The organism is Pseudoalteromonas sp. S558 (genome assembly GCF_005886635.1).
Lineage (GTDB): Bacteria > Pseudomonadota > Gammaproteobacteria > Enterobacterales > Alteromonadaceae > Pseudoalteromonas > Pseudoalteromonas aliena.
Genome location: NZ_PNDU01000160.1, coordinates 12,735 through 39,009, shown reverse-complemented (window position 1 = coordinate 39,009; position 26,275 = coordinate 12,735). Strand labels below are relative to the sequence as shown.

Below are 26,275 nucleotides of genomic sequence, written 5' to 3'. Positions count from 1 at the left end.
ATAAAAAATAGATAAAAAATACCTCAAGTTTTGCTTAGATACAAAACCACCTGTTACAGCAACACAAAGACAAAATAGCTATATAGCTATATAGCTAAAGATGAAACAATCATTATATTAAAATTAGAATTTAATGATAAAACAACACAAGAAAATAAAAATAGTATTGAAGCTGAAGTTGCATCTATATTCGACCTAGAATTTGAATACACATCACTTTACGAACAGGCTATTAATAACAAGTTAAAATTCAGTACAAAAGACTAGCTACTCCACTATCGGCTCTAACTTGCTGCATAATCCTTTAGCTCTAGCTTTATAGCTTATAAGGTCGGCCATTTCTGTTGGGGTTGGTAGCGGTGAGTTATGGGTATGAGTTGATAAAGTTTGGTTCATGTTTTCAACCAGGCTAATTAAATCAAGGAGTACTTGTGCTACGTTTACCGAGCTATCACCCAACCACACTGTTTTACCTTCTACCTTTGCCAGTTCGGTGGCTTTGGCGTGTAAAGTTTTGAGTGTTTCTAGGTTCATGTTCTCATGGGCTTTAATATCTACCTGCTTTTTACTGCCAAGTAACAGACCTTCTAGCGCTGTGATTAATGCTTTTTCACCGACCACTGTTTTTAGTGCACCCATCACCTCGTTTACTTGGTTGCCGTCTATTTTTGTAGTGTCGTGTGTGGCTATGTTGATGCTGCGTTGGTGGTAAATTTCTTCGCGGTTGCGCGATTTTATTTTACTGATGTCGCTTGATTGGGTTATGTCGCCATCGGTTGTGGTGTGCCAGTTTCCGTCGCGGCCTTGTAGTTTACTGCGGCTGTTTTGCTGCAGCGTTACGTCTGTTCGTTTGTGCTCTGGCACTAAACTTTGCCAAGGTAATAAGTTGGTGATCACGGGATGACTGTTTAAGCCATCGATGTACTGTATTAAACACTGCATGCCTGGCGCTGGTTCGTTTAGTAATCCGTGATCCGAGGCTTGGCCTGTGCCTAATGTGACTTGCTGAAATACAGGCACGGCTAATGGCTCGCCTGTAAGTGGGTTTAATAGCTGTACGTCGGCGGCTTTTAGTGGCCTAAATGCACTGCTAATTGTTGCGGTTGCGGGTATGTCGTAAATGCGTTCAATACGCGCGAGTTGTGGTAAGTGTTTGCGTTGGCCTAGCTCTGGAAAGTAGCGCATTATTAAGCGCTTTATAGCATTTTTGACCATCTGATCACCTGTTTGTTGTCGCTAAGTGTTACTTCGGTTATGAAGCGGTTATTTAATTTTATGCCTGGTCTTAGTTTGGGTGTTGCTACTATCGAGCCTGTATTTGCGCCGGTTACTTTTATTGGGTGTTCTTCAAAGTCGCTTATCTCGCTTTGCGGCCAACGTGAGTCGTGCCAACTGCCAACGTATACTTTGCCATCAGGTCGCTGCTGAAATATAAACGCAGGAATACTAAATACATGCTCGCACTGGCGCAGTGCTTCAATGCCTGTGCCTTGGTGATAAAACGCGGGCACGGGTGTATGTGTGTAATCAGTATCAGGGTAAATAAATTCAATACCAATAGTGCTTAGTGCATCGCATACGTTAGCAAATGTGGCGTGGCGTATTGCAAAGTTATGAGGGAACGATAATGCGCCTATCAATTCACAGCAGGTTAAAAACCAGCGACCATTACTTTGGTGTTTGGCTTCGATTACACCTAAAAAATACGGCTGCATGTTGTCAATGGCATAGCCTATGTGTAACTCAACTAAACCTTGTGGCTCTTGCTCTGTTACCACTACAAAACTTGCACGGCCTGTGCTGTACAAGTCGAGTTGAATATTATCCCTCACTAAATTAATGGCAGGTTCGCCACCAATAGTGAGGGTTTTAATTAGCCGGCTGCTGCTCATGGCCCTTCGCTTTTATCAAATGCGTTTTGTACTGTGGCATGACCGTCTACCGCTTGGGTTTGGCTATTCTCTTTTGCTTTGCCATCGATTTGCTGTTGATTACGCTCTGCAGTAGAAAGTACTTCTAGTAATTTAAATGTTACTTGCCAGGCTTTAACGTCTTCTAGTTCTGTGGTATTTACTTCACCATCAAATTTGGCTTTACGTATTTTATAGGCCTCGGTCACGTCGCTGTTAATGGTAAATATTAAACGCGCGCCGTTTTCATCCACCTGCTTTGCATTGCTCACAAGCTCAGCTAATTCGCTGGCATCCACAAACGGTATTTTGGTAGTAATTGAAACAACACCAGGCTTAATGCCTTTATCGTTTGATAATGTAAATGAGCCCAAGCCGCTTAAGTCGTCGCTGGGTAATTTTATGCCACAATTTATACGCGTTTCGAAGCCTGGTACTTGCCAACCATTAAGTGTGATCATGCGAATAGCTCTTTAATCGTTTTTATATTGTCGCTACTGCCTACAAATGCACAGTAAGCCCAGTGCTTGTCATTATTGCCCAGTGTTTCTATTTGCTGTGCAAGCCCCCAGGCACTTTGTGCATTACTGCTAGTTACCGTTAAATTGTCACCGGTTACAAACAGCGAGTTAGTTAAACGCTGATCCCATTGCGCTTTTAATTGCACTGTATCTGTTAGGGCTGTATCAATATCCGTAATTAGGTTTGCGCCTTCGTCATTAACTAACGCTAAGCTTTTATCGATAAAGGCATTAGCAAGTGCCGGCAGTGCGCAGCAATTATTAACGTATTGCCACTCTATTGATTGCTCTGTTGTGGGTAAGCGCATTTTGTCTGTATCGAGTGTAGATAAACTCAACGCATGATCTGCCGCATGGGTAAACACAACCATTGGGCAATGCCGGTTAAACTCAGCTAATTTATTAGCAAGTTGTGCAGGGGTATTTGCGCTGCAACTGAGTATGACGGCATTAAATGCACTTGGTCGTTGTTGGCGGGTCGCGTCATTTATTGCAGCTGCCAGCAATGTGCTACCCGCTGCCCCCGTTATTAAACTTGGCGTTTGGTAGCTATTAAGTGAAATAACATTTACCTGCGTACACGCCCCGTTAAGTGCTGCCCTACTTTGGGTATTAAATGAATGTGGTATTTGCATGCTATAACGCTCACCCTATTACCAGTGCTTTGTACTTGGCGTAAGCCCAGACAAAAAACCACATCGGGTAGGCTTTCCAAAGCGCTACACCTTCACTTTTAAGTAAAATAAAAAACTCGCGGTGTGGGTGTTTACGCCCTGCTTTTAATGCGTAGTCGTGCCAAATAGCGGCTTTTAAGCCTTTACCGAATGGGTTATGAAACCAACGTACGTACCACGGCAAGCTAAAACCATCTGTTAAAAATGACTTATGCACTTCTCCAAACTCGGTTTTTAACGGCTCTAATAGCTGTGCCTTACCCGCGCTTATAAAGTTAAGTTTAATGCTAAACATACGCGTCAAACTCCACTTTATTGAACGCTAAACGAAACGGCGCATTAACGGCTTCAAGCCCTGCATTTAAGCGCTCACTTGTTATTTGATAGTTACCTGATTGCACGAACTTAGAAGTAATCGTAATTAGGCCGTCAACAATGCTGGCTTTAGCACGTAAATCGTCTATTACATCACTGCCATTTACTACACGTTCAATGATTATCATCATTTCCATATCTGGTAACTGAGCATTTGCAGTAAGCGTAAAACCCTCGTTAATCGGTAGCCACCAAATATCGCCAGCGCCAAGCGTTACGTGCTCGCCAGTTACATTTACGTTTGTCAGCTCTATTACTTGCGGTGGCAGCGGCTTTGCGGCTTCAACCGCTGCTAAGTAATCATCAACGCTGTAATCACTGGCGAGCTCTTTAGCGCCTGAGTAATCAGCAAATAGATATAGCTCACCACCAATAACAACGGATACTTTTGATGTAAAAAAATCTAGTTTATCGGGTAATTGAGGCTCAACTAAACCAGCATTAATTTTAATTAATAATTTCATAATTAAACCTCGCTACTTAACGGTATTCGATAGCCAGTGCTGGCATAGATACAATTTGAAACCCATGCTTCCAATTCGCTTCGTGTATAAAAACGCGCCTGATACGCATGTGCTGCAAAGCCTGAAATAGTCTCACTATCTCTCGGTGGGCAATAAAATATATCTTTTGATAATTGAACGGGGGCGGCGTATAAAGATGAAATAGCATGCACATGCTCTGTTCTTAGTAGCCTTTTCGGGCGCTTAGGTTCTGTAAATGTTAAATCCGGATTTACGGCAAAATTAACAGTCAAACTCGAAGCATATCCATTAGTACCAGTTGAACCCGTACCGCTTGATGTTTGTAATGTTGAGCTAGCAAAAAGTACAGAGCCGTTAAATAGAGGGGTTGCAAAAGCACCTCCAAATAAAGCAACGTCGTTAGACGCCATTCCAATATGACCCATTGTTTCAAAATCTATTGAGTAAGCGTATTTCTTCGTACCATAAGAAATGGTGGCGTATAAAGAACCGTCTTCCAGTGTTACAAAGGATGATACGAAACCCACTGTAGGTAAGTAAGTGGGCGAAAGAACACCACCAGAACCATCTATGTTCAACCTAAAAGCTCTAGCGTAATTGTCGCTATTATCCATCGCGCCGACTAGCCATTTATTTACGCCATCGTCATAGAAGTGCAGCAAATAAATATCATCAACATTAGACATTAAAGTTTTCGCATTAAACGTCCATAAGAGTTCACCATCACGGTCATATTTACTTATTATTTTTGTATTCCCATCTACGTGCGTATACATACACCCATCACCAAAAGGTGACGGTAATGCGTCCTCTAGTGCTGGCTGTGGATCACTACTTTGCATATCATAAATCGAATTATGCCGAATTACTTTAGGCCACGGTAACAAATGCGTTTGGCCGTTTAAAAAATTACCATCTTTATCGAAGCCATCATTAGCCTTCGCGATTATGCTATCCATTTAAAACTCCCACACGTTATCTGTAACGTTATACACAAATACACGCTCATTTTTATCATCAGCAACAATGGTTACTTGGGTATCAATTGCGCCATCGGCTAAGCGCTTAAACTTGGCTGCATCTGTGTTCGCTTGCTTAATAACAGGCTGGCCGTAACTGGCTCGCACTGAAAACCAATCGTTGTTTTGTAGTTCAGCATCATCAAGGCCAAGTAATGGCGCGATGTATTCATTGCTATCTTTAATGTTGTGTCGGTTGAATAAGCTTATATTGGGCTGAGTAACAAACGGTAATAACGTATTAAAGGCTGTTTTTTCTAAATACTGGCTATGATCATGTGCTGCAAATTCGGCGGCACTTACAAACTCACCTACTTGTACTTGCCACGGCAAGGCGCTTAGCGTGATGTTTAGTTGTGCTGCTATGTTTTGGCTGCGCCATACAATACTTTTTGAACTGTAGTTGCCGTATACCTCACCGGTGGTTTTGGTTTTACTTTGTAGTGCGGTAGTTACTACTGCTATGAGTATTTGTTCGTTATTGGCTTTGGTTGCTATTGCGCCATACCAGTTATAATCAAAGTCGCCTACGTCGTAGCCCATTACTGCGCTCATTACGATGGCATTGCCATCGATGCGAGATACCGCTTTTACAGGCTCTGTATGCACAATATTTTCAGGTATTAATGTATTTGGGTCTATCGGGGCGCTTTCGTCTTGGCCGTCAATATTAGCAAATGCAAAATGTGTAATGTTTTGTACTTCATCACCAGCAAATACCGCGTTGCGATAATCTAAGCCTGCATTGGTTATTTGTAATTGGCTCACCCTATTACCTCTTGGTCGTATTCAATGAGTGCTATTGCATCGGTTGTATCAACTGTTGCCATGGCACTTAAAAAGTAGCGTCTGCATGTGCGCCCATACTGTTTAATTACTTCGTTTATTAGCGGCTCTTTGCCGCTAAATTCATCCTCAAGCATGGCTATTTCTACCATGTCCCAATCAAAGCCAGGTACGCGTTCGTTTACTTGAATAAACCCAAAGCCCAGGCGTTTAAATATTTGCTCCATCCCCACGTTTGAGCCTGCATCGGTTGCATTTGCAAAGGCGTGTTTTACGCGCAGGCCGTAAAGTTCTAGGCTTTCATCTGGCAGGCGGTTAATGCTGCGCTCCCATGCGAGTAAATCGAGAATCGCGGTTTGTGCGTTTTCGCTATGCTGCTGTGCTAACCACCAAAATAAATAGCTTTCTATTTCTTGCCAATAGCTTTGGGCAACGCTTGCAAGCGCTGTTGCATTTTTTGCTGTAAGCCAAATAGGCAATTCGGGCGTTAAGTTATTACTCATTGTTTAGCACCATACTGCTAATAGCCGGCAACCACAGTTCGCAGTTAATATCGTCGTTTTCAAAACGAATTGTTTTAAGTTCGCTAAATTGTGTGTGTAACTCGGTGGCTAATTGACTAAAACTAAACAGCTCGTTAGGCGTGCTTTTAGTTACGCTTTTATAAGCTGCATTTTGTCTAAATGCGGCACGTATAAATTGCTCAATATCGGCACTACGATTTTGGGTGTTTGGGTGCTGTTGGTAGTTGGCTGTTATATCAAATGGCTGCTTATTAATAGCAAATACTTGTAAGTCGTCGCCGCTACCATGATTACCCGCTGCAATATGATTATTAATTTGATTGAGTAAGGCGGGGCTAATGTCACCTACATCTAAAAATACATAGGCGTTGGCACTGCCTGGGCCGCGTGGCGCGTTTTTTTCAAATACAATGTTATCGACTGATATACCCGTAAAGGTAGAAATAATAGAGCGATACACCGCATCAACGTGATAACTCCCTAATGACGAAAACGCATCACGTATACGCAAACGGTAGTTATCGTCGGTTTCAATATCTTGTCCTGCAGTGGTCAGCCAATCGATATTATTTGTAGCGGTTAGGTTTTCAATATCTGAAATAACACGCACATAATAGCCGGCGGCTAAATTGTAGCTTTGCCCTGTTTTCTGTGCTTGTACAGGCACATTGTGGGTTGCTTCACCCATTGCAAAAACTTGGTCGTATAAGGTGAACACACGATACACTTGGCCATTTATTGGTAAGCTTTCAATAACAGTGCCTGCAGGCAGAGTTAACTCGGTGTCGGTATCAGCTCGGGTAAACGTAATAACACCGCGTGCTTTTACTGCAGGTAGCTTGCTTGTTTTACGTCCTTGGCCGTGCTGCTCTAACCACTCATCTTTAGCAAGCATCACAAATGAGTTAGGCATTACATGCGTAATTAAACTATTGATAAGCTGCTCTGCTGGTTCAACCATGATTGATTTTTGCAAACGAAAAAACGGGCTAAACGTACTGGTGTTACTTACCGTAAATTCGCCCTGGTCTACATGCTTTTGCCAAAGCGCTTGCAGTTCTTCATTAGTTACGGGAATGTCAGCATTGGTTAGTTCTTGCTTAAAAATGTGGGTGTAGTCCATTAAATTGCCCCTTCAATGGTGTGGGCCGTTACGCTTATTTCACCCGTTAGCTGCTTAATCACTTTTATGGTACCGGGTATTAGTCGCTCGTCTTGTTCAACGATCAGTTCTATTTCGGTAAGTACTTTTGCAACAATGTTTTTATTGCGCAGACCAATAAGCTCTGTGAGTTTTCGGCTCTCGATTATTCGGTGTTTTACGTCTTGTGCAATTACATCGCTGTTGGTTAACTGGCTTGGCACGGCAAAACCATCAAGCGCAATGTCGTTATCTATGATGTTTAAATCAATATTTATTGTTGCCATTAGCCTGCTAACTCCATCAGTTGTTCAATACTGTTTATTGGGTCGTCTGACTTAACCGTTAAGTTGTCGATATACACGCGCTTGCTGTTATCGCTTTGATTATTGTTTTTAGTACTATTGCTGTTGTTAGTGAGATTTTGTAGAAACGCTGACTTTTGTACCTTTGCTTTATAGCTGCTGTTTTGTTGCTGTTCGGTGCTTAATTGCTCTACTTTATATGCACTGGTGTTGGCTGTGTTGGTAATTGCCTGATCTGTTTTAGCCGTAGGTAATGCATTTGATTGCCCTATACTCGTATTAATACTGGTTAGTTGTGTGTGTGTGCGACTAAATACAGGCGAGTTTGCAGCGTTAGTAAAATCATTAGTTGAACTGATTGGCTCTTGTGCGGCTTTGTTGATAACGCTTTGGCCATAGTCGCGGCTAAATGCTTGATCTGCATTTTGCATCACTAAATTTTTAGGCTGCGCACGATTAATATTTTCGTGAGTTGTAAGCGCTTCTGTTTTTATTTTTACTTCGGTGTCGTCAATTAAACCCAGCTTTTCAAGCACCCATTTAACGCTATCAATCACGCTATTAAACGCGGCTTTTACGCCTGCAAAGATTTGCATGAGAGCGTTACCCCATGCGGTGTTTTGAAACGCAGCGACTAAATCATCCCAAAAATAAATAAGTGCCCCTACTGCAGCAACTAATGCAATAACACCTGCGACAATCCATGTAATTGGATTTGCCCAAAGGGCCGCATTAAATAACCATGTGGCTGCTTGTCCTGCGAGCATAACGGCTTTAAATGCACCAAAAGCAATGGCGGCAGCACCAACGGTGGCGATCAATGATAGAAAACCAAAAACACGTAACGCAATGAGTGCGCCTTGCCATAATTTAGTTATAACTGTTAAGCCCATAGTGAGCGCCCCACTTGTTACCAGCGCCATTTTGTATAGGCCCATCGTAAACATCACCACGCCATAAATAGAGATAAGCGCTACAATGCCCACTACAAGCGTTGCAATAACACTGGATAAAATAGGAAAGCGCTCAGTTAGCGACACAATGCCAGCAAAGCCTGCCGCGAGTAATTCAACGAAGGGTTCAACAACGGGTAATAATCGACTGCCCATTGCTGTGGCCGCCGCATTAAACGAACCGCCTAATCTATCCCACGGGCTTGCAATAATTTTTGCCATTTCGATTGCTTTGGAACTGTCTTGTACGTTTTCGAACTTCGTAATATCTGCATTAAGACCTTGTACCTTTTCACTGAGAACGTTTACCGCTTTAGCACCTTGTGCCCCAAATATTTCAGTAAGTACACCGAGTTTATCAACAGAGCCTAGCGACGATATTTTGCCATTAATTTTTTCTAACACAGCGTCAACGGCCAGCATGTCGCCATTATCAGTGGTCAATTTAAGCCCTAATACTTTTTCAGCTTTGCCAATCCCTTGGATAAACTTCTCAGCTTGAGTACCCGCGACAGAGCCCGATTTAGCAACCAATTGTAACTGCCCGACCATTGCAAATTGCTGCGCTGAACTTAATCCCACGCTAGTCGCTGTATTGCTCAAATTTGAAAACGCGGCTTGCATCTCTGCACCGGTGGTTTTGTATAGTTGTACTGCGGTAGCCGTTTGCCCTGCTATTTGGTTTACCCAATTAGACTTACCCATTTTATTGGCTGTTTTTTCAAAGATGCCATACATGGTGCCCATATAACTGGTGATTGTGCCGGCATCGGCTTTGGTAGCCACAGCGAGTATGTTTGATGATTTAGTAAACTCAGATAACTCAAACCCACTGAGCCCCGCAATGGCTGATTGAATATCATAAGCACTGCGTACAAACTCGGCCGAGTTACCGCCAAATTCAAAACCAAATTTATAAGATGTTTTAGTAAGTTGTTGTAGTGCGTCGTCGGCAACCCCAAGCGATTGCACTTCTCCCAACGCAGCAACATGATCAATAGCGGGCGCTAATGATTTTGCCAAAGCGTAACCACCGCCAACAGCCGTAGCTGCACCGCGCATCATTTGCTCTTGCGCGGCGGCGGTTTGCTGGCTCAGCTGATTAATTTTAGCCATCACCTTATTAACCGGACCCGTCACCTTATCGATGATGCCGATTGAATAAGTTAACTTGTCTAATTTACTAAGTGTGGCCATTCATTACTCGCTGAGTGCTTGGCATATGCCGTTGTTTACCGCTACTGCTAAGTTTTCTTGCTGCTGGGTTTCAAGGTAAAGCGCCTGGGCTAAGCTTTCATCAGTTACTGGCAGGTTGCTAAAATACTTAGCGTGATACGCCAGTAACTGATCAAGCCGGCTTTTGCCTATTTGCTTGGCTCGGCTTTCGATTTCTTTACCGTAAAATTAAACTCGGGCTGGTATTCTTCAACAATCGCACCGACTAAAAACAAAGCCGCGCCTGGTTGTTGCACCAGTTCTTTTAATTTTTTAGCATCTGTTTCAACCACGGTATTCAAAACAAAGTTAGTAGCCGGCTGCACTTTGTTATTTGGCTGAGTCGAATTAATGTATTTGTTGTAGTCGGCGCCATTTACGTTAAATGTGATTTCGCCTACCGGTGTTTCAATAGTGATATTTTTCTCAAACGCCATGATCAATACTCTCTTTTAAATCTGCTTGTTCTAGCAGTGTGTAGGTAAAATAAGGGCCATACTTGGCAGCGGATTGCTCACACAAAGCAATAAACTCATCAAAGTCATTGGGGCTTGCAAACACTTGGCAACCGGCAGACCATTTATCAACTTGGGTTGATGTAGTTTGACTGTTTGCACGGTGGCAATTAATACCAAAATAACCTTGCTGTAGTTGAGCCTCTGGTGTGACGTCCGTGTCTAACTCGGTGTCTTTGTTGTTGTCACGAAGTACAACAACGGGTTTATGTTGAACTAGGGCGCGGTACTTGCCCTGGTGATAACCCAACGTCCATAAACTTTTATGTTGCCCTGCAATAAGTACTGCGGTGCCATCTATGTTCATTGGGTGTTTTCGCCAGTAATGGCCCGCATCTGTGGTGGCTTTAAATTGCTTTAATTGCCACTCACCCTTTTGTTGGTACAGCACACAAATAACATCGTTAAACGTGTTAGCGCGGGTATTTGCATGGCGAATACCTATCACATTTAGGTTAAGCTCCCCTTCAAATACTGTATGCCCACAGGCTTGCAGGGTACTTAGCAATGCTGTTGCAGTGAGCTTACTAATGGCTTTAGTCATTACAAGTCTCTCACTTCATCGTAAGTTAGGTACGGCACTCCGTTGATTTTTACAAAATCAGGGCTGGTGATTGGGCACTTAATTGATGTGGTATCTTCTTCCCCGCCTTCGGCTTTAATGTTGAGTAAATCCTCTAGTTGAGGCAAACAACCAAACGCTTCGATGTTCTTTTTACCGGCGGTTACTTCGGCGTTAAATGCTACATCGAATGGCTCAATCCCTTTCCAACTGCCTGCTTTTTCAGCTTGCGCCTGCACTATTAACCAATTTTCATGGTCGAGTTTTAGCGTGACTTCACCCGATACAGGGCCATCAACAAAGCCTTTAGGGATGCCACGTACCATTTTTGCTACACGGCCATCAGTGATTTTTACCGCAGCTTCAATTACATGAACCATTGAATCACCAATGAATATGTCGAAGTCTTTACCGCCTAATACTTTTTGCATGCTCGCTCCTACTCTTCGTTATCTAACATGATGCCCACGATAATGGTGCTAGGTGAGTCAATGGGTTTAACTTTGAGCATTACTTGAATGGTCTTTTTGTTAAGCCAGGTAATACTGATACTGTCGTCTTTTGGTGGATCAATTAAACCAGGGAACTTGTCGGGACCAATGTTGATAGAGCGCGCCATTTCGCGCAGTGGTCTACCCATTACGCGCTTACCAAATTCAGTGCCGCTAGCACTATTATTTAGCCGGCGGTTTTTAATTTGCTGAATGCCAATAATGCGCACGGCACGTGCTGCCATATCAACAATGCGGCCCGATTCTATTTGCTGAAAGTCGCCGCCTTCAGCATCAAGCATGTTTACATCGCCAAAGTACGTTCCATCAAAATCAGGGTAAAACTGCGTACAGCTAAAACGCAGTGCATCAAGCGCGGCTGTGGTTGAATTGGTAAGCGGATTGCCGGCTGCATCATTGGGTAATGGCATCAATGACATTGCACCGGTAAGTACGCGCATTGGGCTATCGGCAATCGTCACTGAGCGTTTACATAAACGCCCTGTTACTGCGCCTAGCTCGTCGCCAAATAATAAAGGAATAACGGCCACTTGCGTTGCTACTACACCATCGGTTAGCGGCTGTAATGCAGTGATTAAATCAGGCCAGTTTTGCTCAGCTGTTAAACCTGGGGCAGCTATTAAAATGCGAACACGACGCGCAAGGCTTGATAGAATTTCAAGCGCTTTTGCTTGATAGCTTTCGATCTCAGCTTTGCCTGTAACCGGCGTACAAATAACAATAATTTCAGGGCTTACGTCTTGGTCCATTGCTTTATCAATTAGGGCCATTACGTTATCGCCTGCGCTATGCGGGATTGCATAACCACTTACTAAATCGTCGCCATTGCGTTGCCATGCTTTTACTTGTGTTTTTAATGGCGAGTCGGCGGCGCCAAACTCAACATCAAAATCGCTTTGTGCATTAATCGATAAAATTTTGCCATTGTTCTCGCTCGCTTGACCGATAAACAACACGCTGCGCTCTACCTGTTTTGTAGCGCCGCTGCCTGTTTGTATGGCGGCAACGGTTACTTTACCTTGTGCCATGATCGTTCCTTTTGCTTTGCGCTACGCCACGTGCATAGCTTTGTTTAAAATAAAACTTTGTTGCTGTTTTTGCTCGCTAACGGTTTGCCCTAAAAATGAGCGGGCTGGCAAGTCAATTTGCCACGTGCTCTTGCTTGAGCTGCCCTTTAAATCGCGCAGTAAAAAACCTGCTTGGTTAAAGCTTAAATGCTCAGTTATCCATTTAATGCTGGGACGTTTACTGCCCTTGCCTTTGCCACGTGGTATTGTGTAACCCTCGGCTATTAACGCGCGGGCTAAATTGCGCGTGGCGGGCCCGTCTTTATTTTGCGCGGCTTTATTTTTTGGCTTGCCAGCATCTAGGCTTACACCTTCTTGATGAGCACGGGCTATTTTTCCGCTATTGCCACCACTAAAATAAACACCGGCGCTATCTGCGCCGTAGCGCACTTTCATATTGCGTTTTAGCTTGGTAAGCATTTTCTTTTTCTTACCGTTTGCGCGGCCTTGCCACGTTTTGCCTGTTAAATCTGTTTGCCTGGTAATGCGCTCTTTACTACTTTTATTTGCCCCGCGTATAGCGCCGCGTAAAATGTTGCGTCGCTTATTTGGAGTAAGCAGTAAAAACTTTAATTGTGCTTTGCTTTGGCCTTCATCAAATTTGACGTTAAGCACGGCTTACTTGGCCTTGCAGTATAAATTCCTCAGCTATCCACAAACTTTGCTCGCCAAAGTCGTAACGCAGGCCGTTTAATTCAAAAGGGCCGTTGTCTGTTTGAATAAGTTCTATATCTTCGCAGAGCTGGTTAATAGTCAGCTCTACTTCATTGCTGTTGTCGTCGTTAACATCGGCGCTAAATTCAATGTCGGTGCTGTCGTAACGCCCGCCATTGTTTTGCAGCCAAAACCCAGCAAAGGCACAAATAAGCGCGGCAGGTGCTGAGCATGGATTAATGCTGATCACACCTGAGTAATAAAACCGCGCAGCTAATAGCCCGTTACCATTAATGGTTTTGCTGCTTGGCTCTATGCGCCCGCCTTCTATCCAGCTATCAAATTGGGTATTGAGCGCCAGCTTATGGCCTTGGTATTCAACGCTCACTAGATGTTGTTTAAGCTGCTCAATTTTGCTTTGGCTCATAACAGTTCTACCGATAAGTTAGGGCTTAGGGTTTGCAATAAACGCAGTGCGTTGATGCTTTCGTTTACCCAATAGTCGTGGTTATCAATCGCTGATTGGCTTTGTGCTGAAGCGCTATCTCGGTGCGAACTGCCGAGTTTTGATACCAGTAATTTAGCTTTGGCTTTGCTGTAAACGGCATCGTTATAAAAAATGACTTGCTGTGCGTTTAATGGCTCGCCATTGGTAAGCACTGCGCCTGCTAGTTCTTGGTTAATTTCGGTCTGTGCGCGTTTTAGCTTTTCTACGAGCAGCTCACTTTTGCTGGCGTATTCTTGGGCTATGGCGTAGTGCTCAATAAAATAGGCGGTGCTTAATGTTGGGTAATAGCCATTGCCTTCAATGGTTACATCAACGTCTTTTAAATCTGCTATTGGCATACCACTTAAGTTCATATTGCACCTGTAAAAAACACGTTAAATTAGGTGCGGGCGCCACTTAGTCACGGGGCGTCAAATAACGAATACTGACGACGTGCTAAGTTGCCCGCTGGCGTTGGAGTTGTTACTCGCTAACTGTTGCTTTTAATTGCTTTGCTAGCTTATCGACTAAACCTTTAACCCCTGCTTTGTCGTTAATCGCTTGGGCACGCTCCGCAAATAACAGTGCGTTACCATAATTGTGCAATGCGGCATCAACCTTTGCAGCAATGGCGTACAACTTGCCGCCCACCACTTCAAGGCCGTTCCAATCTTGGTTTTTAACGGTATTGATTAAGCCACGCAGTACATAGCTAATATCAAATAAGCCTTGCTGCTTTGATTCTGTTAGGTAGTAATTAGCGTCATCGTAAAGTTGGTCAATAACGAACGCAGGCCAATGCTTGGTATTAAATACCGTTGGTAGTGGTTGCTTTTGCTCAATCATAAATGGTAATAATTCAAGCACTGCATCCCAGCGTTTTAAGTCAACTAACCAAATAAACACCCATGCTAAAACGGTGTTTGGGTGGCATTGGCCGCTTAACCGGTATTCGTTTATATACCCTAAATAATCTTGGCGCTCTAACGCTTCAGACTTGTATGTTGCTTTGTCTGCTATGTCTGTAAATGTTTTTAGTTGAGCTAAGTCAGATTCGATAGCGGCTGCATAAAGCTGGTACTCGGTTTGCTTATTAACGTTGCTTGGCGCATGGGTGTTTGTGGGTGTTGCCACCACCGTTGGCGCATTAGGTTTAGTGCTTGTTGATACACTGCTTGCTGCTTTTGCTAATGATTTTTTGACTAAGCTCATTTAAAAACACTCTTTAATTTGGTTAAAAAAAGCCGCCCCGAAACTAGGGAAAAGGGCGGCTAATGGCTACTGCTAGTAAATAGTTAATTAAGTCCAGGCAGTGCCAGCGGCGTTCGCCAACTTAATGCTGGTTGATTCGAAGTACATTACTTTTTCAAGGTCTTCTATGTAATAGCAATCGTTGCGTGATAGGTAATCTTCAACGCGTTTTTTCTTGGCGTTGTTTTCTACGCTGGTACGCGTTGAGCCCGCTTGTACGTAGTGACTTAGATTGTCAAAGCTGGTAACTAAAATACCGCGAGCGGGGAAAAACGGAATTTTGTACGTCATTAAACCACCGTAGGTATCAATCACCTGTTGCAGCTCAATTTTAGTTTTTTCACTCGGGGTATGTGCTTGTTTGGCGTACAGCTTGTTTTTGTCATGCGCTAAAAGCTCGTCGCCAATAATAGCCACCATGTTTGCACGTTTGTGCTCTGGAATGCCTTGCAATGCATCGTGCACCGCTTGGTCTAGGTTTTCGTAATCGCCGCCTTTACCAATGCGAATTTCGTTTTCGGTTGCGCCTTCACTAATTGCGCGCTCCGGTGCATCGCGGCGAATTAACTCAAGCCAACCAATATTTACATCGTTCATCATTGGATAGACTGTAATGTCGGTTGTATCGGCTACATGTTTACCATTCCAACCAATTTTAATAATATCGAGTGCGATTGCTTGGCGAACGTGATTACGGTAACGGTTATGAAAATCAGGGAACTTAGACCACTGATCCATTTTTACCCATGTAATATGAATGTCGCACTCTACTGGGTAACAGCGGTATTCACGCTTAGCGAGCTTTGATACATCACGCGTTTGTCGCTCTTTTTTATCGTCAGTTTCTACACCGGCGCGCCCTGTGATGCCACCGTCTACACTCATGATCACCGATTGACCCACTAAGTCATCAACCGGCACGGTGTTGATCATCTGTAAAAATTCAGCCGATTCATAAACCGCATCATATAAATGCTGCTCTACTGTAGGCTCAACGTTGAATTGCTCGCTCATTGAGGTAACACCGTAATTAACGGCCATGCCAGCCATAATGGCGACAAATAATTCTCTAGTTCTGGTTTTCATATTCTTTCCTGCGAATTGCTAAATTAAGTTAGGGTGAGTGCAATTAGTACAAATTATTGTATTTACCCTCTTCGCCTTCGGGTTCGTCGTCGGCGGGAGTGGTATCACCCGCAGGTGCTTTTAACGCTTTGGTAAACTTGTCGTTAAGTTCACCTAATGCTGTTTTTGTTTTTAGTAGCTCTTCTTTTACTTGAGCTAGTTCGGTGTTTTCATCATCAGCTGGCGGGGTGTCTTCGCCTTCCACTTTTGTGGTTGAGAATGAATCAAGCTTTGTGGCAAGCCCATCTAGCTTTTGGCCAAACTCACTAAGCGGTGTGCCCAATGCATCTTTTAATGCGGTGGCTAATTCTTCTGGTTTCATGTCGGATTCTTCCTTTGCGAATAGTCGTTTAAAAAAGGGTTTTTTAGGGGCGGCGTCGATAGGCTCACATGATCCTAAATCAACTTTTAATAAAGAGACGTCCGTGTCATCTGGCTTACTCTTACTACTGAAATGGATACGGTCGGTATAACAACTGGCTGGGTAGTCGGTCACGGCTAAACCGGTTAGGTAGGTTTTGCCTGTGCCCATAAAATCGCGGCTAATTTCGATACTAAAGTAAACCGCTTGGTCGGCTTTGTTCAGCTCTACAAACCCTTGATTAGGCGCAAGCACGGCATATAAACACACAATGCCTTCTTCGTTTTCATAGGCTTGTACGCTTTCTACATCGCCTAACATGCCGGGAATATCCACGTTATGTAGGTTTTTAGCGGCCCAGCCTGACCAGTTAAATTCGTGATCAACATTAATGCGTGCGCCATATTTACGCGGGTTATAGGTTTCTACTATGTCGGCTACGTCTTGCTCTGATATTTCGCGGCCGTCAACGGTCATACCTACAGCGGCAATCGATAACGGTTTAGTACGTAGTTGACCTGGCATAAACAACCCTTTTTAAATATGTGCAAATTAAGCGTATTGCTTTAAAGTGATTGCAGTTTGCACCCTCTTTTACATCCTTTCCAACGGTTTAACTTTTTGAAATTCCTATATTTAACTTTTAGGAATGGCTAGGCTTTTGATTGACAGATTAAGCGTTTTATTACGAATACACTGCCGCTATGAACTAATTAACGCGGTGCAATAGATGGCGAACTACGGACCAGAAATACGCAAAAAAGCACAAGATTTGTATGTGGTTGAGGGTTACACGGTGGACGAAATAGCCGAGCTTGACGATATGCCAAGTGCGCGTAGTGTTCGCCGCTGGGCTGAGGCGGGAAAATGGGATGACATGTGCCCAAGCTATAATGCCGAAATGGCCTTTAGCAAACGCATTAATGTACTGACGGATAAAGACGATAAAACCGATGCTGATTATAAAGAGCTCGACTTTTGCACTCGCCAGTTGTGCGCACTTAATAAAAGTAAATTAGCCCCGGTACCTAAACAGCGCGCAAGTAATGACTGCAAAACAAACAATAACGGCGGCAATAGTCATAGCAGCAACGATAAAAAATCAAAGAAGAAAAAGAAAAACGATTGCTCTGGCATTACCCTTGAAATGCTTAACGAGCTTAAAGACACATTACTTTACCCTCACCAAAAACATTGGTTTGATAACCAAGACCACCGCGCCCGCTTTATATTAAAACCGCGCCAAATTGGCGCTACCTTCTATTTTGCATTTGAGGCGTTTTACGACGCGGTTATTAATGGCCGTAATAAAATATTTATATCCGCGAGCCGAGACCAAGCTGAGGTATTTAAAGCCAATATTGTGGCATTGGTGCGTGAGCATTTTAACGTTGAGCTTAGCGGCTCACCAATGGTGCTTAATTTAGCCGGCGGTAAAACCGTTAAATTAATATTTAAGTCAACCAATGCTCGTACTGCTCAATCAGAATCAGGCGATTTATATATAGATGAAGTGTTTTGGATACCAAAATATAAGTCGCTGCGCGGTTTGGCACAGGCTATGGCAACCCATAAACATTTACGAATAACCTATTTTAGTACGCCATCGGTTACCAGCCACGAAGCCTACGACCATTGGAACGGTAAATGGTACCGTAAAACAAAAGCGTGTAACGATCCTGAATTTGCCATAGATGTAAGCCATAAAAACTTAAAAAACGGCCAGCTGTGTGACGACGGTATTTGGCGTCAAATGCTCACGGTTTACGATGTAGTAACCAGTGGCTTTGACCGCATTGATATTGGCGTACTTGAAAACGAATACAGCGTAGATGAGTTTAATAACTTATTTATGTGTAAGTTTATTGATGATGCGCACAGCGCGTTTAATTTAAAACAGCTTATGAACTGCGTGGGTGATTCAACCAAATGGACTGACTTTGATTTAGCCTACGAGCGCCCGTTCGGCCTGCGCCCTGTAGTGATTGGCTTTGACCCTGCCCGCTTTGGCGATAAAGCAAGTGTTGCTATTTTAAGTGCCCCCATGCAGCCAGGCGAAAAGTTTTTACTGCTTGAAGCACTTGATTTAAGCGGCAACGATTTTGAAGCGATGGCGAACGAAATAAAACACCTCACCGAAAAATACAACGTTGTGCATATTGGCGTAGACACTACTGGCATTGGTTATGGTGTGTGGGAGCTTATTACTAAGTTTTACCCTAATGCTGAGCCAATACATTACAACCCTATTATTAAAAACCGCATGGTTATTAAAGCCATTAACGTTATTCAAAATCGCCGCTTTGAGTTTGACCAGGACGCGGTAAACATTGCCAGCTCATTCATTAATATTCGCCGCAAAGTGGTGGGCGACCAAATTACCTATGCCACAAACCGCACCGCTACAACAGGCCATGCCGATATTGCGTGGGCAATTATGCACGCTATGTTATTTGAACCACTCGACGGTAACGCCCATAGCCGTCAAACATCTGTAGGAATTGCAGCTTAATGAGTAAACCACGATTACAAGTAAGTAACGGCCAAGCGCCAAACTACAACCAACGCACAGCGGTAACCGATACGTTTAGCTTTGGCGATCCGGAGCCCTGTTTAGACAACCGGCTAACCGATTACGTTGGGGTATTTAGTGACAGTAACGGTATTTACGCCCCGCCCATTAATTTGCAAGGCTTGGTTAAGCTGCTGCGAGTGAATGCCCAACACGGGCCCATTCTCTACTTTAAACGCAATATGATTTTAAAGTGGTATAAGCCTAACCCGCTATTAAGCCATCAAGCGCTTAGCAAGTTTGCATTTGATTTGCTGTGGAGCGGTAACGCCTATTTGCAGATTATTAAAAATTCATTTGGGCAGGTTATTAAGCTGCGCCATTTGCCTGCACTGACTATGCGCTATACCGATAAACGCGGTGTATACGCGCAATTAAGTAACCGCAGCTATGAGCCTATTTATTTTAATGCCGGTGAAATAATTCACGTAAAAGAATACGACCCCGGGCAAGGTATTTACGGCATACCGCAATATTACGGCGGTATTCAGTCGGCTTTGCTTAATGAAGATGCCACGCTATTTAGGCGCCGATATTACAAGAACGGCGCGCACATGGGTTTTATATTCTCAATGGCCGACCCTAATTTAAGTGCCGAGGATGAAACCGCCCTTAAAAATGCCATACGCGACAGCAAAGGTGTGGGTAACTTTAGAAGTTTGTTTTTTAATTTTCGCAGTAATAAAGCCGATGCTGAAAAAGCGATAAACATTACACCGGTGGGCGACATATCAACAAAAGACGAATTTGAGCGCATTAAAAAAATTACCCTTAACGACATGCTCAGCATGCACCGTGCGCAAGAAGCACTTAGCGGTCAATCATCTGGTGATAGTCCAGGCTTTGGCGACTTGGACAAAATCACCCGTGCCTATTACAACAACGAGGTTGTGCCCCTGCAGCAAGATGTATTAGGCATTAATAATTACCTACCTGCCGCGCAGCACATTGAATTTAAAGAGCCTGAATATTCAGACTTAAACCCAACACCTAAGGAAGCCGCATGAGCTGGATTGATGTAACAGAGTTTATTAAACAATGGGGGCGTTTATTTATGTTGAGCTTTTTAGCAGCCGCTATTCAAATGTATTTAAGCAAAAAGCAATTTACGTTTTTTCATTATTGTATGAACGTGCTCGTTGCTATTTTTGCAGCGTACTTAGCCGCTATGTTTTGTGAATGGCGCGGGTTTGATGAAAACCTAAAAACGGGCGTAATTGGCGTAACCGCCTACGCGGCCCCGCACTTGCTTGAAGGGTTCGACAAGCTAATAAAAGCCTTTAGCAAAGACCCAAAAGGCTTTATTAAATTAATTAGGGGTGGCAAATAATGGGATGGTTTAAATCACTGGTCTCATTCATCACTGACCCAATAGCCGACTTAACCGGCGGCTATGTTGAGCGTAAACGCATAGCGGCAGAAATGGCCGCTGATGTAGCACGCGCTGAGAACAACTTTAAAATTGCACAGTTTAATGCCAAAGCAAAACGCTGTATGCAAGCCGAGCAAAACGACGCGGACTATGACCTGCTTGTGCTGAAGAACCGCGACAAAACCATTATGGATGAAGTGATCATCCTATTCTTTTTGGGTTTGTTTGTGTGCCATTTTATACCGGCCATGCAACCGTATATGGAAAAAGGCTGGCAGGCTATGGGGTATAAAGGTGCGCCCTGGTACTTTGAATTTGTGATTGTAGGTATTGCGGTTTCAACGCTTGGGTTAATGCGATTGTTTAGAGCATTTTGGGGGAATCGTAGCAGTAATCAAAAGTGTTAGTTGAAAAAGTTTTAATTTAAGCTATCAGCTTTGACTTATGATATTTTATCAAACCTGACATTTGAGCCTAAGAAACGAAAGGTTAAACACTGTGGATGCCTTTTTAAATGAAAATATCTACTTCTTCAATTTTATCTGCTAACAACAAAGTAGCTTTTTCTTGATACACATCCAAAGAATCATCTGATATAAATTTATCAAATGTATTAATAATTTCTTTCATAAAAGAGGCTCTAACTTGATAATTCAGATTGTCAGGAAATTCCTTCGTAAGGTTTTCTAACTTTTCTGAACTACTAGAAAGATACTCCAAAACATTAATTTTTTTATCTGGATCTACGTTTCCTTTACCATAGGAAAGTATGCTTAGCTTAGCCTCTAAACTATTCATATCCTCAGTATGCTTAGATATTATGGGGTTTCCTAATTTACCAAGCCTAACAGGTTCGTCATCACCATATGTCATTGTATATTTTTTTTCCATCTCATTTACATTTCTAACGATGTTATAAAGCTCTTTTATACTCATATTAGAAAAGTCTAACTCTTTTAATTTAAAGATTTCTTGATATGCACTGCTCTTATTCAACGATGAGTCAAAATTCTTATTTTCTTTTTCATCTTTAACATTAGGATCTTGCTGACTTATTTTTTCCCCATCTAAGCTATTTTGTCTTACTTCTGAGGAAAGCGCTTTTTGTTTTTCATCATCAATGTTTTTGGAAAGAGTTACTTTTCTTTCCAATTGGATAGATAGTAGGTTAGAGTTAATTTTCATAAAAAATCCATTTTAAAGTTTTATATTCTTTTTTATCGACTTAATTTTATAAAGCTTAAGTTTTATTTTTGAATACCTGAAAATTAACAACTCATAGAAATGAGTTGTTAATACAAGCCTTCATTAGCCACCAGATCTTACTTCATAAGAAATTCCGCCATAAGTTGCTCCGGTTAGCGACTTATTTTCAACTTGCCAATAATAAGTTCCTGACTCAAAGATAGAAGTCGAAACTGATACACTATACCCACCTGCAACTCTATCACCATTAGTATCAACCAAGGTCACTTTAAAATCCTGCCCTTCCCAGTTACGCATAATTGAAAAGCCATATCTATTACAATCACCGCCGTTATAAGTAAAGCTTGCGATAGTTTTAGTCTGTCCCAATTTTAAACTAGTATATCTAGTATAAGTGGTAGGACTACAACGCTCATAAGCACTAGCTGTGTTCTCATTTTTAGATGATTCTTTAAAATCTAGAATAGAGTTTAATGATGCAACTTGATCATAAGGTTCTTTTACTTGAACTGTAGATGACTCAATAACCGAGTTATCAGAACTGATCGCATTAAAAGAAAAGCTTGCAGCTAGAATAGCAATTGCTGTGGCTGGAAGTGAATATGAATATTTCATAACTGCTCGGGCAATAAAGAAATAATTTTATCGAGTTTTACTGTCACTTTATTGTCAAACATTGTCACACTTTTGACAATGCGATCCTTTTTAACTTTCTTTTAGATCCTTTAGTAATAAGGCCTAGCTAAAAGCACTGTGTCACTGGGGTTGTCAATTTGACGCATTTTTTGCACGAAAGCGGAAGGCGAGGAGGAGTGAATTTTCAAACATTTAGTTCTCAGCCGACACTTTTCCGTAGATCTTAGCAATCCAATTAAGTACGATGTAAAGCATTTTAAAAATATGAAAACTGCTAATTAAATTAATGACTGGTGAAGTAGCCTAGGGTCAAAAAGTAAATAGTATGCTATTAATTGAATATTTTTTTCAGACAAGATCTGAAACTAATGTGGGACAAAAGATACTTTATATTTAAATTGTGCTATGGCTATTTCAACGCAGGAGTTAACCTGCTTTTAGAGCAGACAATTTAAGAAAGCGTGAGTTTGTAACTACCGCTTTCTAGTTATTTATATAGGGGGAAAGAGTATGCTATTATTTTTAAAATCTGCCGATTGGATTATCTCCATAATATTATTTGACAGCTCATCCATTTCTTCTTTTGTATTTAGTACTCCTTGATAACAATATACCTCTGGAGAAGAAAGGATCTTTAATTTACAGCCTTCAAAACCACTATTTAATTTTGATATACGAGGTTTATCGGGATAATATATTTCTGAAACTTCTGAATTTTTCAAAGAAAGATAGAATCTACCGTTAATTTCCTCTTCAATCACTTCATCGAAGTAATACATTTCTAATCCTTATTTCTTTATGTAATAATTTGTATGCATATAACATTATAATAAATATTAGCTTTTTAAAGACTCACTTAGCTAAATTATCTAAATTATTTTTCTTTTTTCCATCTGGTTTTGTTCTTATGTACTCATTTCCATTTTTAGGCTTTACAACTACAGCATTTATTTGACCTCTCTCTGTCATTTTTATTGCTGTTGCCAATGGAGTAAATGAAGAGTTTCCTTCCAACTTTATTGCATTAACATTTCCTTTAGAATCATTTTTAGCATCAACTATTTTTTTTCCTGACATAATAAACCTCAAATTTAATTGTGTGACAATTATTATTTATAAACTTAGAGAATAACTTGCTTATCTCCAATAAGAAGTTATTTGGTTAATACAGAATAGCTCAACAAGGTAATTTATCAATTTTTAAAATCACTAACAGAGCCTTTTGATTCTCAGCTAATAATTAAATGGTTATTTGGCACACACGCGACTACTGTATATAATGACAGTTCATTTTTATTAACGATTGGTGGTTATTATGGCGCGGGTTACATGCCCAAATTGCGAAGCTAAAGCAACAATTACGTCACGCGAAAAGCAAAGCGCCCATGTTGTTAATTTATATTGCTCGTGCACCAATACCCGTGAATGCGGGGCTACGTTCCGTATTACCCAATCGTTTGATCACTTCTTAAACCCACCGTGTAAAACCACGGCGCAATTAGCCGCATCGCTTATTAAAAACTTACCTCGAGAACAACAATTAGAATTAATTGGGCTATAAAAAGTAATTTAAATCAAAGATTTTTTCTTTGCCTAACAGGCACTTCTGTATAGAAAACTTAAGGAGTGATTAAAAAACGAACTCAACGTGATGATAAAAAACTCACTTGGTTTTTATTTCTACAATGCGCAAATTTAGTACATCGTACGTTGATTTTTGCAAATTTCAGACCAACCTAATGATCAAAGGTTAACGCTTACTAACACAAATGCGTTATCCCAGAGTTATCCACATTTAGGTGCAATTATGTCCCTTGCAAAACAGATTAAACCACTCTATCTTGTTACGGAACTTGAAAATCATACTACATATAGTGTCGTGTTTCAGGGGAGGGCCCAACACCATACTGGTAATATGGTGTTGGGGAAGTCACTTGCTAAGATTTCAGCTAAGCGCTTTGGTTTGCAAAAAGAGCGTAACTTATTCTGGAATCTTGAGCAACCCACATCTAAAAATTGGAGGATAATAAATTGAAAATCAATTTATCCTTAGAGATTTCAGATCGTGCGATTATTAATGTTTCACACTTAATAGTTGCAATAAGTACACTACTAGCAATGTAATTATAAAGGGCTAAAGAAATTTAGCCCTTTTTTGTTTTTAATACTTTGCTAACTGATCACCTACTTGGCCTAGTGGGGCTAAAAATCGAGTGTTGTCTGGTGTGGGGTGGCCGTAGAGTTGGGCGCGTTTTTTGACGTTAAATTCGCGTATGTAACCTTCTTTAATATCGGCGCCTAGGTTTAAATCCATCATTAAAAAGGTTAGGCCGTCTTTGGTTATGTAAAATACAAACTGGCCGCTGGTGATATCCCCTATTAACTCCGCGCTAAAGTTGCTGTATTTAAAATCGGTTGAGCATTTTAAGTTACGTATTAAATCAATTATTTCATCATGTGGGCGGTTAAATATACGTGCAACGGTTAAAGAGCATGTTGCTATGGTACTACCCATTTCTATGCAGGGATCTTTTATTGCCAGTGCCTTGGTGTGGTTAACATTGCTAAAAGCTACGTCTGTATCAAAATATGGGTGTGGTGTATGTTGCGGTAGTGCTTTTGCAGTTTGTTTAGTGCTTGCGCGTTTTACAGCTAAGAATATGCGGTTTACTTCTAATTGAAATTTTGGGCTGATCCAGCCAGCGTAAGATATGGCTAATAGTTCGTGGGCGAATGTGCCACGATTAGAGCCGCCGTTGTTCACTTCTAGAGCAGACCCCGAATTCGGGGTCTGCTCTATTTTACCTAAGCTCAGATCTGAATTTAACTCTAAAATTAATTCTTTGGTAGATACGTTCGACAACCATTTATTTGGCGCTTTGTGCTTACCTAGCCCACTGGCTTTATGCAGTGCGTTTAAGTTTACACGGTTGTAATGATCAACAGGGATTAGAGTATTTGAGATGATAAGTTGGTTGTTCATAATAAGAACCTTTGTTTTGTATATGCATTTAAGCCACTCAAAAGTTCGAATTTTTGGGTGGCAAGCTAAAGCGAGGTTCGAACTACCGCAAACAAAGAAACGGCCCACCGAAGTGGCCTCACTCCAGCTCACCATAATATGGGTGTGCTAAAGCGCGCGCATTAAAAAACCAGCTAAAAAGCTGGTGACAATGCACCTTTGTTAATTGCGGGGTTCGAATCCCGGCACTGGATTTTGCCAGTGCCTTTTTACTATAGCCCCGCACAAGGCGCACTGTCAATACTATGTTATTGGCGTTGTCTCCCGTATTGCGGCTGTTGATTTACGTCAGCTAACTTTTCAGCCCACGTAGAAACGGAATAAGTTGGCGGTAGCGCTTCAAAGTTTTTCTTTAGTTTAACAACTGAGTGATATACCCAATTGCAGCGCTTTACGGGTGTTTTCATAATGTTCATTTTTATGCTATTCGGTTTGAAATTTGAGTCTTTAGCGCAGTGATTTTTTGTAACTCAGCTTTGTAGTAGGTTTCCATGCATAGAATTTGCTTATTAGCATATTCAATTGCTTCGCTTTCATTTAAAAATGAACACTCTGTATAAAACGGCTTTTGGCATTCAAACAGCCAACCAACGCGCAACTTCTTTTTCCACACAAGGTGGTGATATTTTCTAATGCCATTCACTACGTTGTAGCCTTGTAACGTTTCTTTAATGAAATCGCTTTTGTACACTTTGCCTTTGATAGCTGTGTATACGTGTTTTGCATTACATGTGCATGTGCATGTGCAGCTCATGATCGTTGCTCCTGCTGTTTTGATTGTGGTCTGTTAGTTACTGTAAATACGTCGGCGTTAGGTTCTTGCTGGTAGCCGGTGCAAATTTCGGTGGCAAATACGCTGTTATCGGTTTTACCGCACTGGCCGTATTGGGTTTTGGGCGCGGGCTTATCGAATTTAGTAATAAACGGACTGTGCTGATCCTCTGCATAACCTTTTGGGCAAAATGCCTGGCAACTAATACATGCCTTTGGCATGAGTACTTTTGAAATTTGAATAGTCATTTTCT

37 protein-coding genes are annotated in these 26,275 nt (G+C 41.9%); 5 read left to right on the top strand and 32 right to left on the bottom strand.

Annotated elements, in window-relative coordinates:
* Positions 1-267 precede the first annotated feature (267 nt).
* From CWB66_RS12410 to CWB66_RS12305, 23 genes are all read right to left on the bottom strand, one after another.
* The gene (locus CWB66_RS12410) at positions 268-1,215 is read right to left on the bottom strand and encodes a hypothetical protein (protein WP_138585631.1); all 948 of its coding nucleotides are present in this window, start codon (positions 1,213-1,215) and stop codon (positions 268-270) included.
* Positions 1,197-1,892 carry a hypothetical protein gene (locus CWB66_RS12405; protein ID WP_138585630.1) on the bottom strand — a complete coding sequence of 232 codons (696 nt, stop codon included), beginning with the start codon at positions 1,890-1,892 and terminating at the stop codon, positions 1,197-1,199. The genes CWB66_RS12410 and CWB66_RS12405 overlap by 19 nt, the downstream gene beginning before the upstream one ends.
* On the bottom strand, positions 1,889-2,371 hold the full coding sequence (locus CWB66_RS12400; protein WP_138585629.1) for a baseplate complex protein: 483 nt from the start codon (positions 2,369-2,371) through the stop codon (positions 1,889-1,891). The genes CWB66_RS12405 and CWB66_RS12400 overlap by 4 nt, the downstream gene beginning before the upstream one ends.
* The gene (locus CWB66_RS12395) at positions 2,368-3,066 is read right to left on the bottom strand and encodes a hypothetical protein (RefSeq protein WP_138585628.1); all 699 of its coding nucleotides are present in this window, start codon (positions 3,064-3,066) and stop codon (positions 2,368-2,370) included. Before CWB66_RS12395 ends, CWB66_RS12400 begins: the two co-directional genes overlap by 4 nt.
* Before the next feature lie 10 nt (positions 3,067-3,076).
* Positions 3,077-3,400, bottom strand: a complete 324-nt coding sequence (locus CWB66_RS12390; RefSeq protein WP_138585627.1) for a DUF1353 domain-containing protein — start codon at positions 3,398-3,400, stop codon at positions 3,077-3,079.
* A complete protein-coding gene (locus tag CWB66_RS12385; RefSeq protein ID WP_138585626.1) occupies positions 3,393-3,944 on the bottom strand; it encodes a hypothetical protein in 552 nt (183 codons plus the stop codon). Before CWB66_RS12385 ends, CWB66_RS12390 begins: the two co-directional genes overlap by 8 nt.
* Before the next feature lie 2 nt (positions 3,945-3,946).
* A complete protein-coding gene (locus tag CWB66_RS12380) occupies positions 3,947-4,924 on the bottom strand; it encodes a hypothetical protein (protein WP_138585625.1) in 978 nt (325 codons plus the stop codon).
* Complete coding sequence (locus CWB66_RS12375; protein WP_171037503.1) at positions 4,925-5,752, bottom strand: phage tail-collar fiber domain-containing protein; 828 nt, start codon at positions 5,750-5,752, stop codon at positions 4,925-4,927. It lies immediately after the preceding gene.
* Positions 5,749-6,273, bottom strand: a complete 525-nt coding sequence (locus tag CWB66_RS12370) for a phage tail protein (RefSeq protein WP_138585623.1) — start codon at positions 6,271-6,273, stop codon at positions 5,749-5,751. Before CWB66_RS12370 ends, CWB66_RS12375 begins: the two co-directional genes overlap by 4 nt.
* Positions 6,266-7,417, bottom strand: a complete 1,152-nt coding sequence (locus CWB66_RS12365; protein ID WP_138585622.1) for a baseplate J/gp47 family protein — start codon at positions 7,415-7,417, stop codon at positions 6,266-6,268. The genes CWB66_RS12370 and CWB66_RS12365 overlap by 8 nt, the downstream gene beginning before the upstream one ends.
* Entirely contained in the window at positions 7,417-7,722 is a 306-nt protein-coding gene (locus tag CWB66_RS12360) for a DUF2590 family protein (RefSeq protein ID WP_138585621.1), read from the bottom strand. Before CWB66_RS12360 ends, CWB66_RS12365 begins: the two co-directional genes overlap by 1 nt.
* Positions 7,722-9,890 carry a phage tail tape measure protein gene (locus tag CWB66_RS12355; RefSeq protein ID WP_138585620.1) on the bottom strand — a complete coding sequence of 723 codons (2,169 nt, stop codon included), beginning with the start codon at positions 9,888-9,890 and terminating at the stop codon, positions 7,722-7,724. The genes CWB66_RS12360 and CWB66_RS12355 overlap by 1 nt, the downstream gene beginning before the upstream one ends.
* Before the next feature lie 3 nt (positions 9,891-9,893).
* Positions 9,894-10,034, bottom strand: a complete 141-nt coding sequence (locus CWB66_RS23210; protein WP_502705291.1) for a DUF6890 family protein — start codon at positions 10,032-10,034, stop codon at positions 9,894-9,896.
* Between the two features lie 23 nt (positions 10,035-10,057).
* Positions 10,058-10,345: a putative phage tail assembly chaperone gene (locus CWB66_RS12350; protein WP_138585619.1), complete on the bottom strand. Its 288-nt coding sequence runs from the start codon at positions 10,343-10,345 to the stop codon at positions 10,058-10,060.
* The gene (locus tag CWB66_RS12345; RefSeq protein ID WP_138585618.1) at positions 10,335-10,967 is read right to left on the bottom strand and encodes a hypothetical protein; all 633 of its coding nucleotides are present in this window, start codon (positions 10,965-10,967) and stop codon (positions 10,335-10,337) included. The genes CWB66_RS12350 and CWB66_RS12345 overlap by 11 nt, the downstream gene beginning before the upstream one ends.
* Entirely contained in the window at positions 10,967-11,416 is a 450-nt protein-coding gene (locus CWB66_RS12340; protein WP_138585617.1) for a phage protein, read from the bottom strand. The genes CWB66_RS12345 and CWB66_RS12340 overlap by 1 nt, the downstream gene beginning before the upstream one ends.
* Positions 11,417-11,424: 8 nt before the next feature.
* Complete coding sequence (locus tag CWB66_RS12335) at positions 11,425-12,525, bottom strand: DUF2586 domain-containing protein (RefSeq protein WP_138585616.1); 1,101 nt, start codon at positions 12,523-12,525, stop codon at positions 11,425-11,427.
* A gap of 21 nt (positions 12,526-12,546) precedes the next feature.
* Positions 12,547-13,179, bottom strand: coding sequence for a phage virion morphogenesis family protein (locus CWB66_RS12330; RefSeq protein ID WP_138585615.1), 633 nt, complete (start codon positions 13,177-13,179; stop codon positions 12,547-12,549).
* Positions 13,172-13,645 (bottom strand): phage tail protein, encoded by a 474-nt coding sequence (locus CWB66_RS12325; protein WP_138585614.1) that lies wholly within the window; start codon positions 13,643-13,645, stop codon positions 13,172-13,174. The genes CWB66_RS12330 and CWB66_RS12325 overlap by 8 nt, the downstream gene beginning before the upstream one ends.
* A complete protein-coding gene (locus tag CWB66_RS12320; protein ID WP_138585613.1) occupies positions 13,642-14,079 on the bottom strand; it encodes a head completion/stabilization protein in 438 nt (145 codons plus the stop codon). Before CWB66_RS12320 ends, CWB66_RS12325 begins: the two co-directional genes overlap by 4 nt.
* 109 nt (positions 14,080-14,188) lie before the next feature.
* On the bottom strand, positions 14,189-14,917 hold the full coding sequence (gene gpM / locus CWB66_RS12315; RefSeq protein ID WP_138585612.1) for a phage terminase small subunit: 729 nt from the start codon (positions 14,915-14,917) through the stop codon (positions 14,189-14,191).
* Positions 14,918-15,004: 87 nt separating this feature from the next.
* Complete coding sequence (locus tag CWB66_RS12310; RefSeq protein ID WP_138585611.1) at positions 15,005-16,042, bottom strand: phage major capsid protein, P2 family; 1,038 nt, start codon at positions 16,040-16,042, stop codon at positions 15,005-15,007.
* Between the two features lie 43 nt (positions 16,043-16,085).
* The gene (locus CWB66_RS12305; protein WP_138585610.1) at positions 16,086-16,967 is read right to left on the bottom strand and encodes a GPO family capsid scaffolding protein; all 882 of its coding nucleotides are present in this window, start codon (positions 16,965-16,967) and stop codon (positions 16,086-16,088) included.
* 205 nt (positions 16,968-17,172) lie between these two features.
* Here CWB66_RS12305 and CWB66_RS12300 point away from each other — a divergent pair, with 205 nt between their 5' ends.
* Genes CWB66_RS12300 through CWB66_RS12285 form a run of 4 tightly spaced genes read left to right on the top strand, consistent with a single transcriptional unit; the run spans position 17,173 to position 20,793 of the window.
* Entirely contained in the window at positions 17,173-18,954 is a 1,782-nt protein-coding gene (locus tag CWB66_RS12300) for a terminase large subunit domain-containing protein (protein ID WP_138585609.1), read from the top strand.
* Positions 18,954-20,021: a phage portal protein gene (locus CWB66_RS12295; RefSeq protein WP_138585608.1), complete on the top strand. Its 1,068-nt coding sequence runs from the start codon at positions 18,954-18,956 to the stop codon at positions 20,019-20,021. Before CWB66_RS12300 ends, CWB66_RS12295 begins: the two co-directional genes overlap by 1 nt.
* Entirely contained in the window at positions 20,018-20,344 is a 327-nt protein-coding gene (locus CWB66_RS12290; RefSeq protein ID WP_138585607.1) for a phage holin family protein, read from the top strand. Before CWB66_RS12295 ends, CWB66_RS12290 begins: the two co-directional genes overlap by 4 nt.
* Positions 20,344-20,793, top strand: coding sequence for a hypothetical protein (locus CWB66_RS12285; protein ID WP_138585606.1), 450 nt, complete (start codon positions 20,344-20,346; stop codon positions 20,791-20,793). Before CWB66_RS12290 ends, CWB66_RS12285 begins: the two co-directional genes overlap by 1 nt.
* A 103-nt stretch (positions 20,794-20,896) precedes the next feature.
* On the opposite strand, the gene CWB66_RS12280 is transcribed toward CWB66_RS12285, so the two are convergent.
* From CWB66_RS12280 to CWB66_RS12265, 4 genes are all read right to left on the bottom strand, one after another.
* Positions 20,897-21,571 carry a hypothetical protein gene (locus tag CWB66_RS12280; RefSeq protein ID WP_138585605.1) on the bottom strand — a complete coding sequence of 225 codons (675 nt, stop codon included), beginning with the start codon at positions 21,569-21,571 and terminating at the stop codon, positions 20,897-20,899.
* A 123-nt stretch (positions 21,572-21,694) separates the two neighbouring features.
* Complete coding sequence (locus tag CWB66_RS12275) at positions 21,695-22,207, bottom strand: hypothetical protein (protein WP_138585604.1); 513 nt, start codon at positions 22,205-22,207, stop codon at positions 21,695-21,697.
* Positions 22,208-22,719: 512 nt separating this feature from the next.
* The gene (locus CWB66_RS12270; protein ID WP_138585603.1) at positions 22,720-23,007 is read right to left on the bottom strand and encodes a hypothetical protein; all 288 of its coding nucleotides are present in this window, start codon (positions 23,005-23,007) and stop codon (positions 22,720-22,722) included.
* 73 nt (positions 23,008-23,080) lie between these two features.
* Entirely contained in the window at positions 23,081-23,305 is a 225-nt protein-coding gene (locus CWB66_RS12265; protein ID WP_138585602.1) for a DUF3892 domain-containing protein, read from the bottom strand.
* Between the two features lie 238 nt (positions 23,306-23,543).
* Between CWB66_RS12265 and CWB66_RS12260 the strand changes: the two genes are divergently transcribed.
* Positions 23,544-23,789, top strand: a complete 246-nt coding sequence (locus CWB66_RS12260) for an ogr/Delta-like zinc finger family protein (protein ID WP_138585601.1) — start codon at positions 23,544-23,546, stop codon at positions 23,787-23,789.
* A gap of 600 nt (positions 23,790-24,389) precedes the next feature.
* Here the strand turns inward: CWB66_RS12260 and CWB66_RS12255 are convergent.
* The 5 genes from CWB66_RS12255 to CWB66_RS12240 form a co-directional block, all read right to left on the bottom strand.
* Positions 24,390-25,211 carry a KilA-N domain-containing protein gene (locus CWB66_RS12255; RefSeq protein ID WP_138585600.1) on the bottom strand — a complete coding sequence of 274 codons (822 nt, stop codon included), beginning with the start codon at positions 25,209-25,211 and terminating at the stop codon, positions 24,390-24,392.
* A 118-nt stretch (positions 25,212-25,329) separates the two neighbouring features.
* Positions 25,330-25,476, bottom strand: coding sequence for an ash family protein (locus CWB66_RS23060; protein WP_171037502.1), 147 nt, complete (start codon positions 25,474-25,476; stop codon positions 25,330-25,332).
* Positions 25,477-25,498: 22 nt separating this feature from the next.
* Complete coding sequence (locus CWB66_RS22255) at positions 25,499-25,657, bottom strand: hypothetical protein (RefSeq protein ID WP_171037501.1); 159 nt, start codon at positions 25,655-25,657, stop codon at positions 25,499-25,501.
* Between the two features lie 11 nt (positions 25,658-25,668).
* Positions 25,669-26,004 carry a hypothetical protein gene (locus CWB66_RS12245; protein ID WP_138585599.1) on the bottom strand — a complete coding sequence of 112 codons (336 nt, stop codon included), beginning with the start codon at positions 26,002-26,004 and terminating at the stop codon, positions 25,669-25,671.
* Entirely contained in the window at positions 26,001-26,270 is a 270-nt protein-coding gene (locus CWB66_RS12240) for a hypothetical protein (protein WP_138585598.1), read from the bottom strand. The genes CWB66_RS12245 and CWB66_RS12240 overlap by 4 nt, the downstream gene beginning before the upstream one ends.
* Positions 26,271-26,275: the final 5 nt, after the last annotated feature.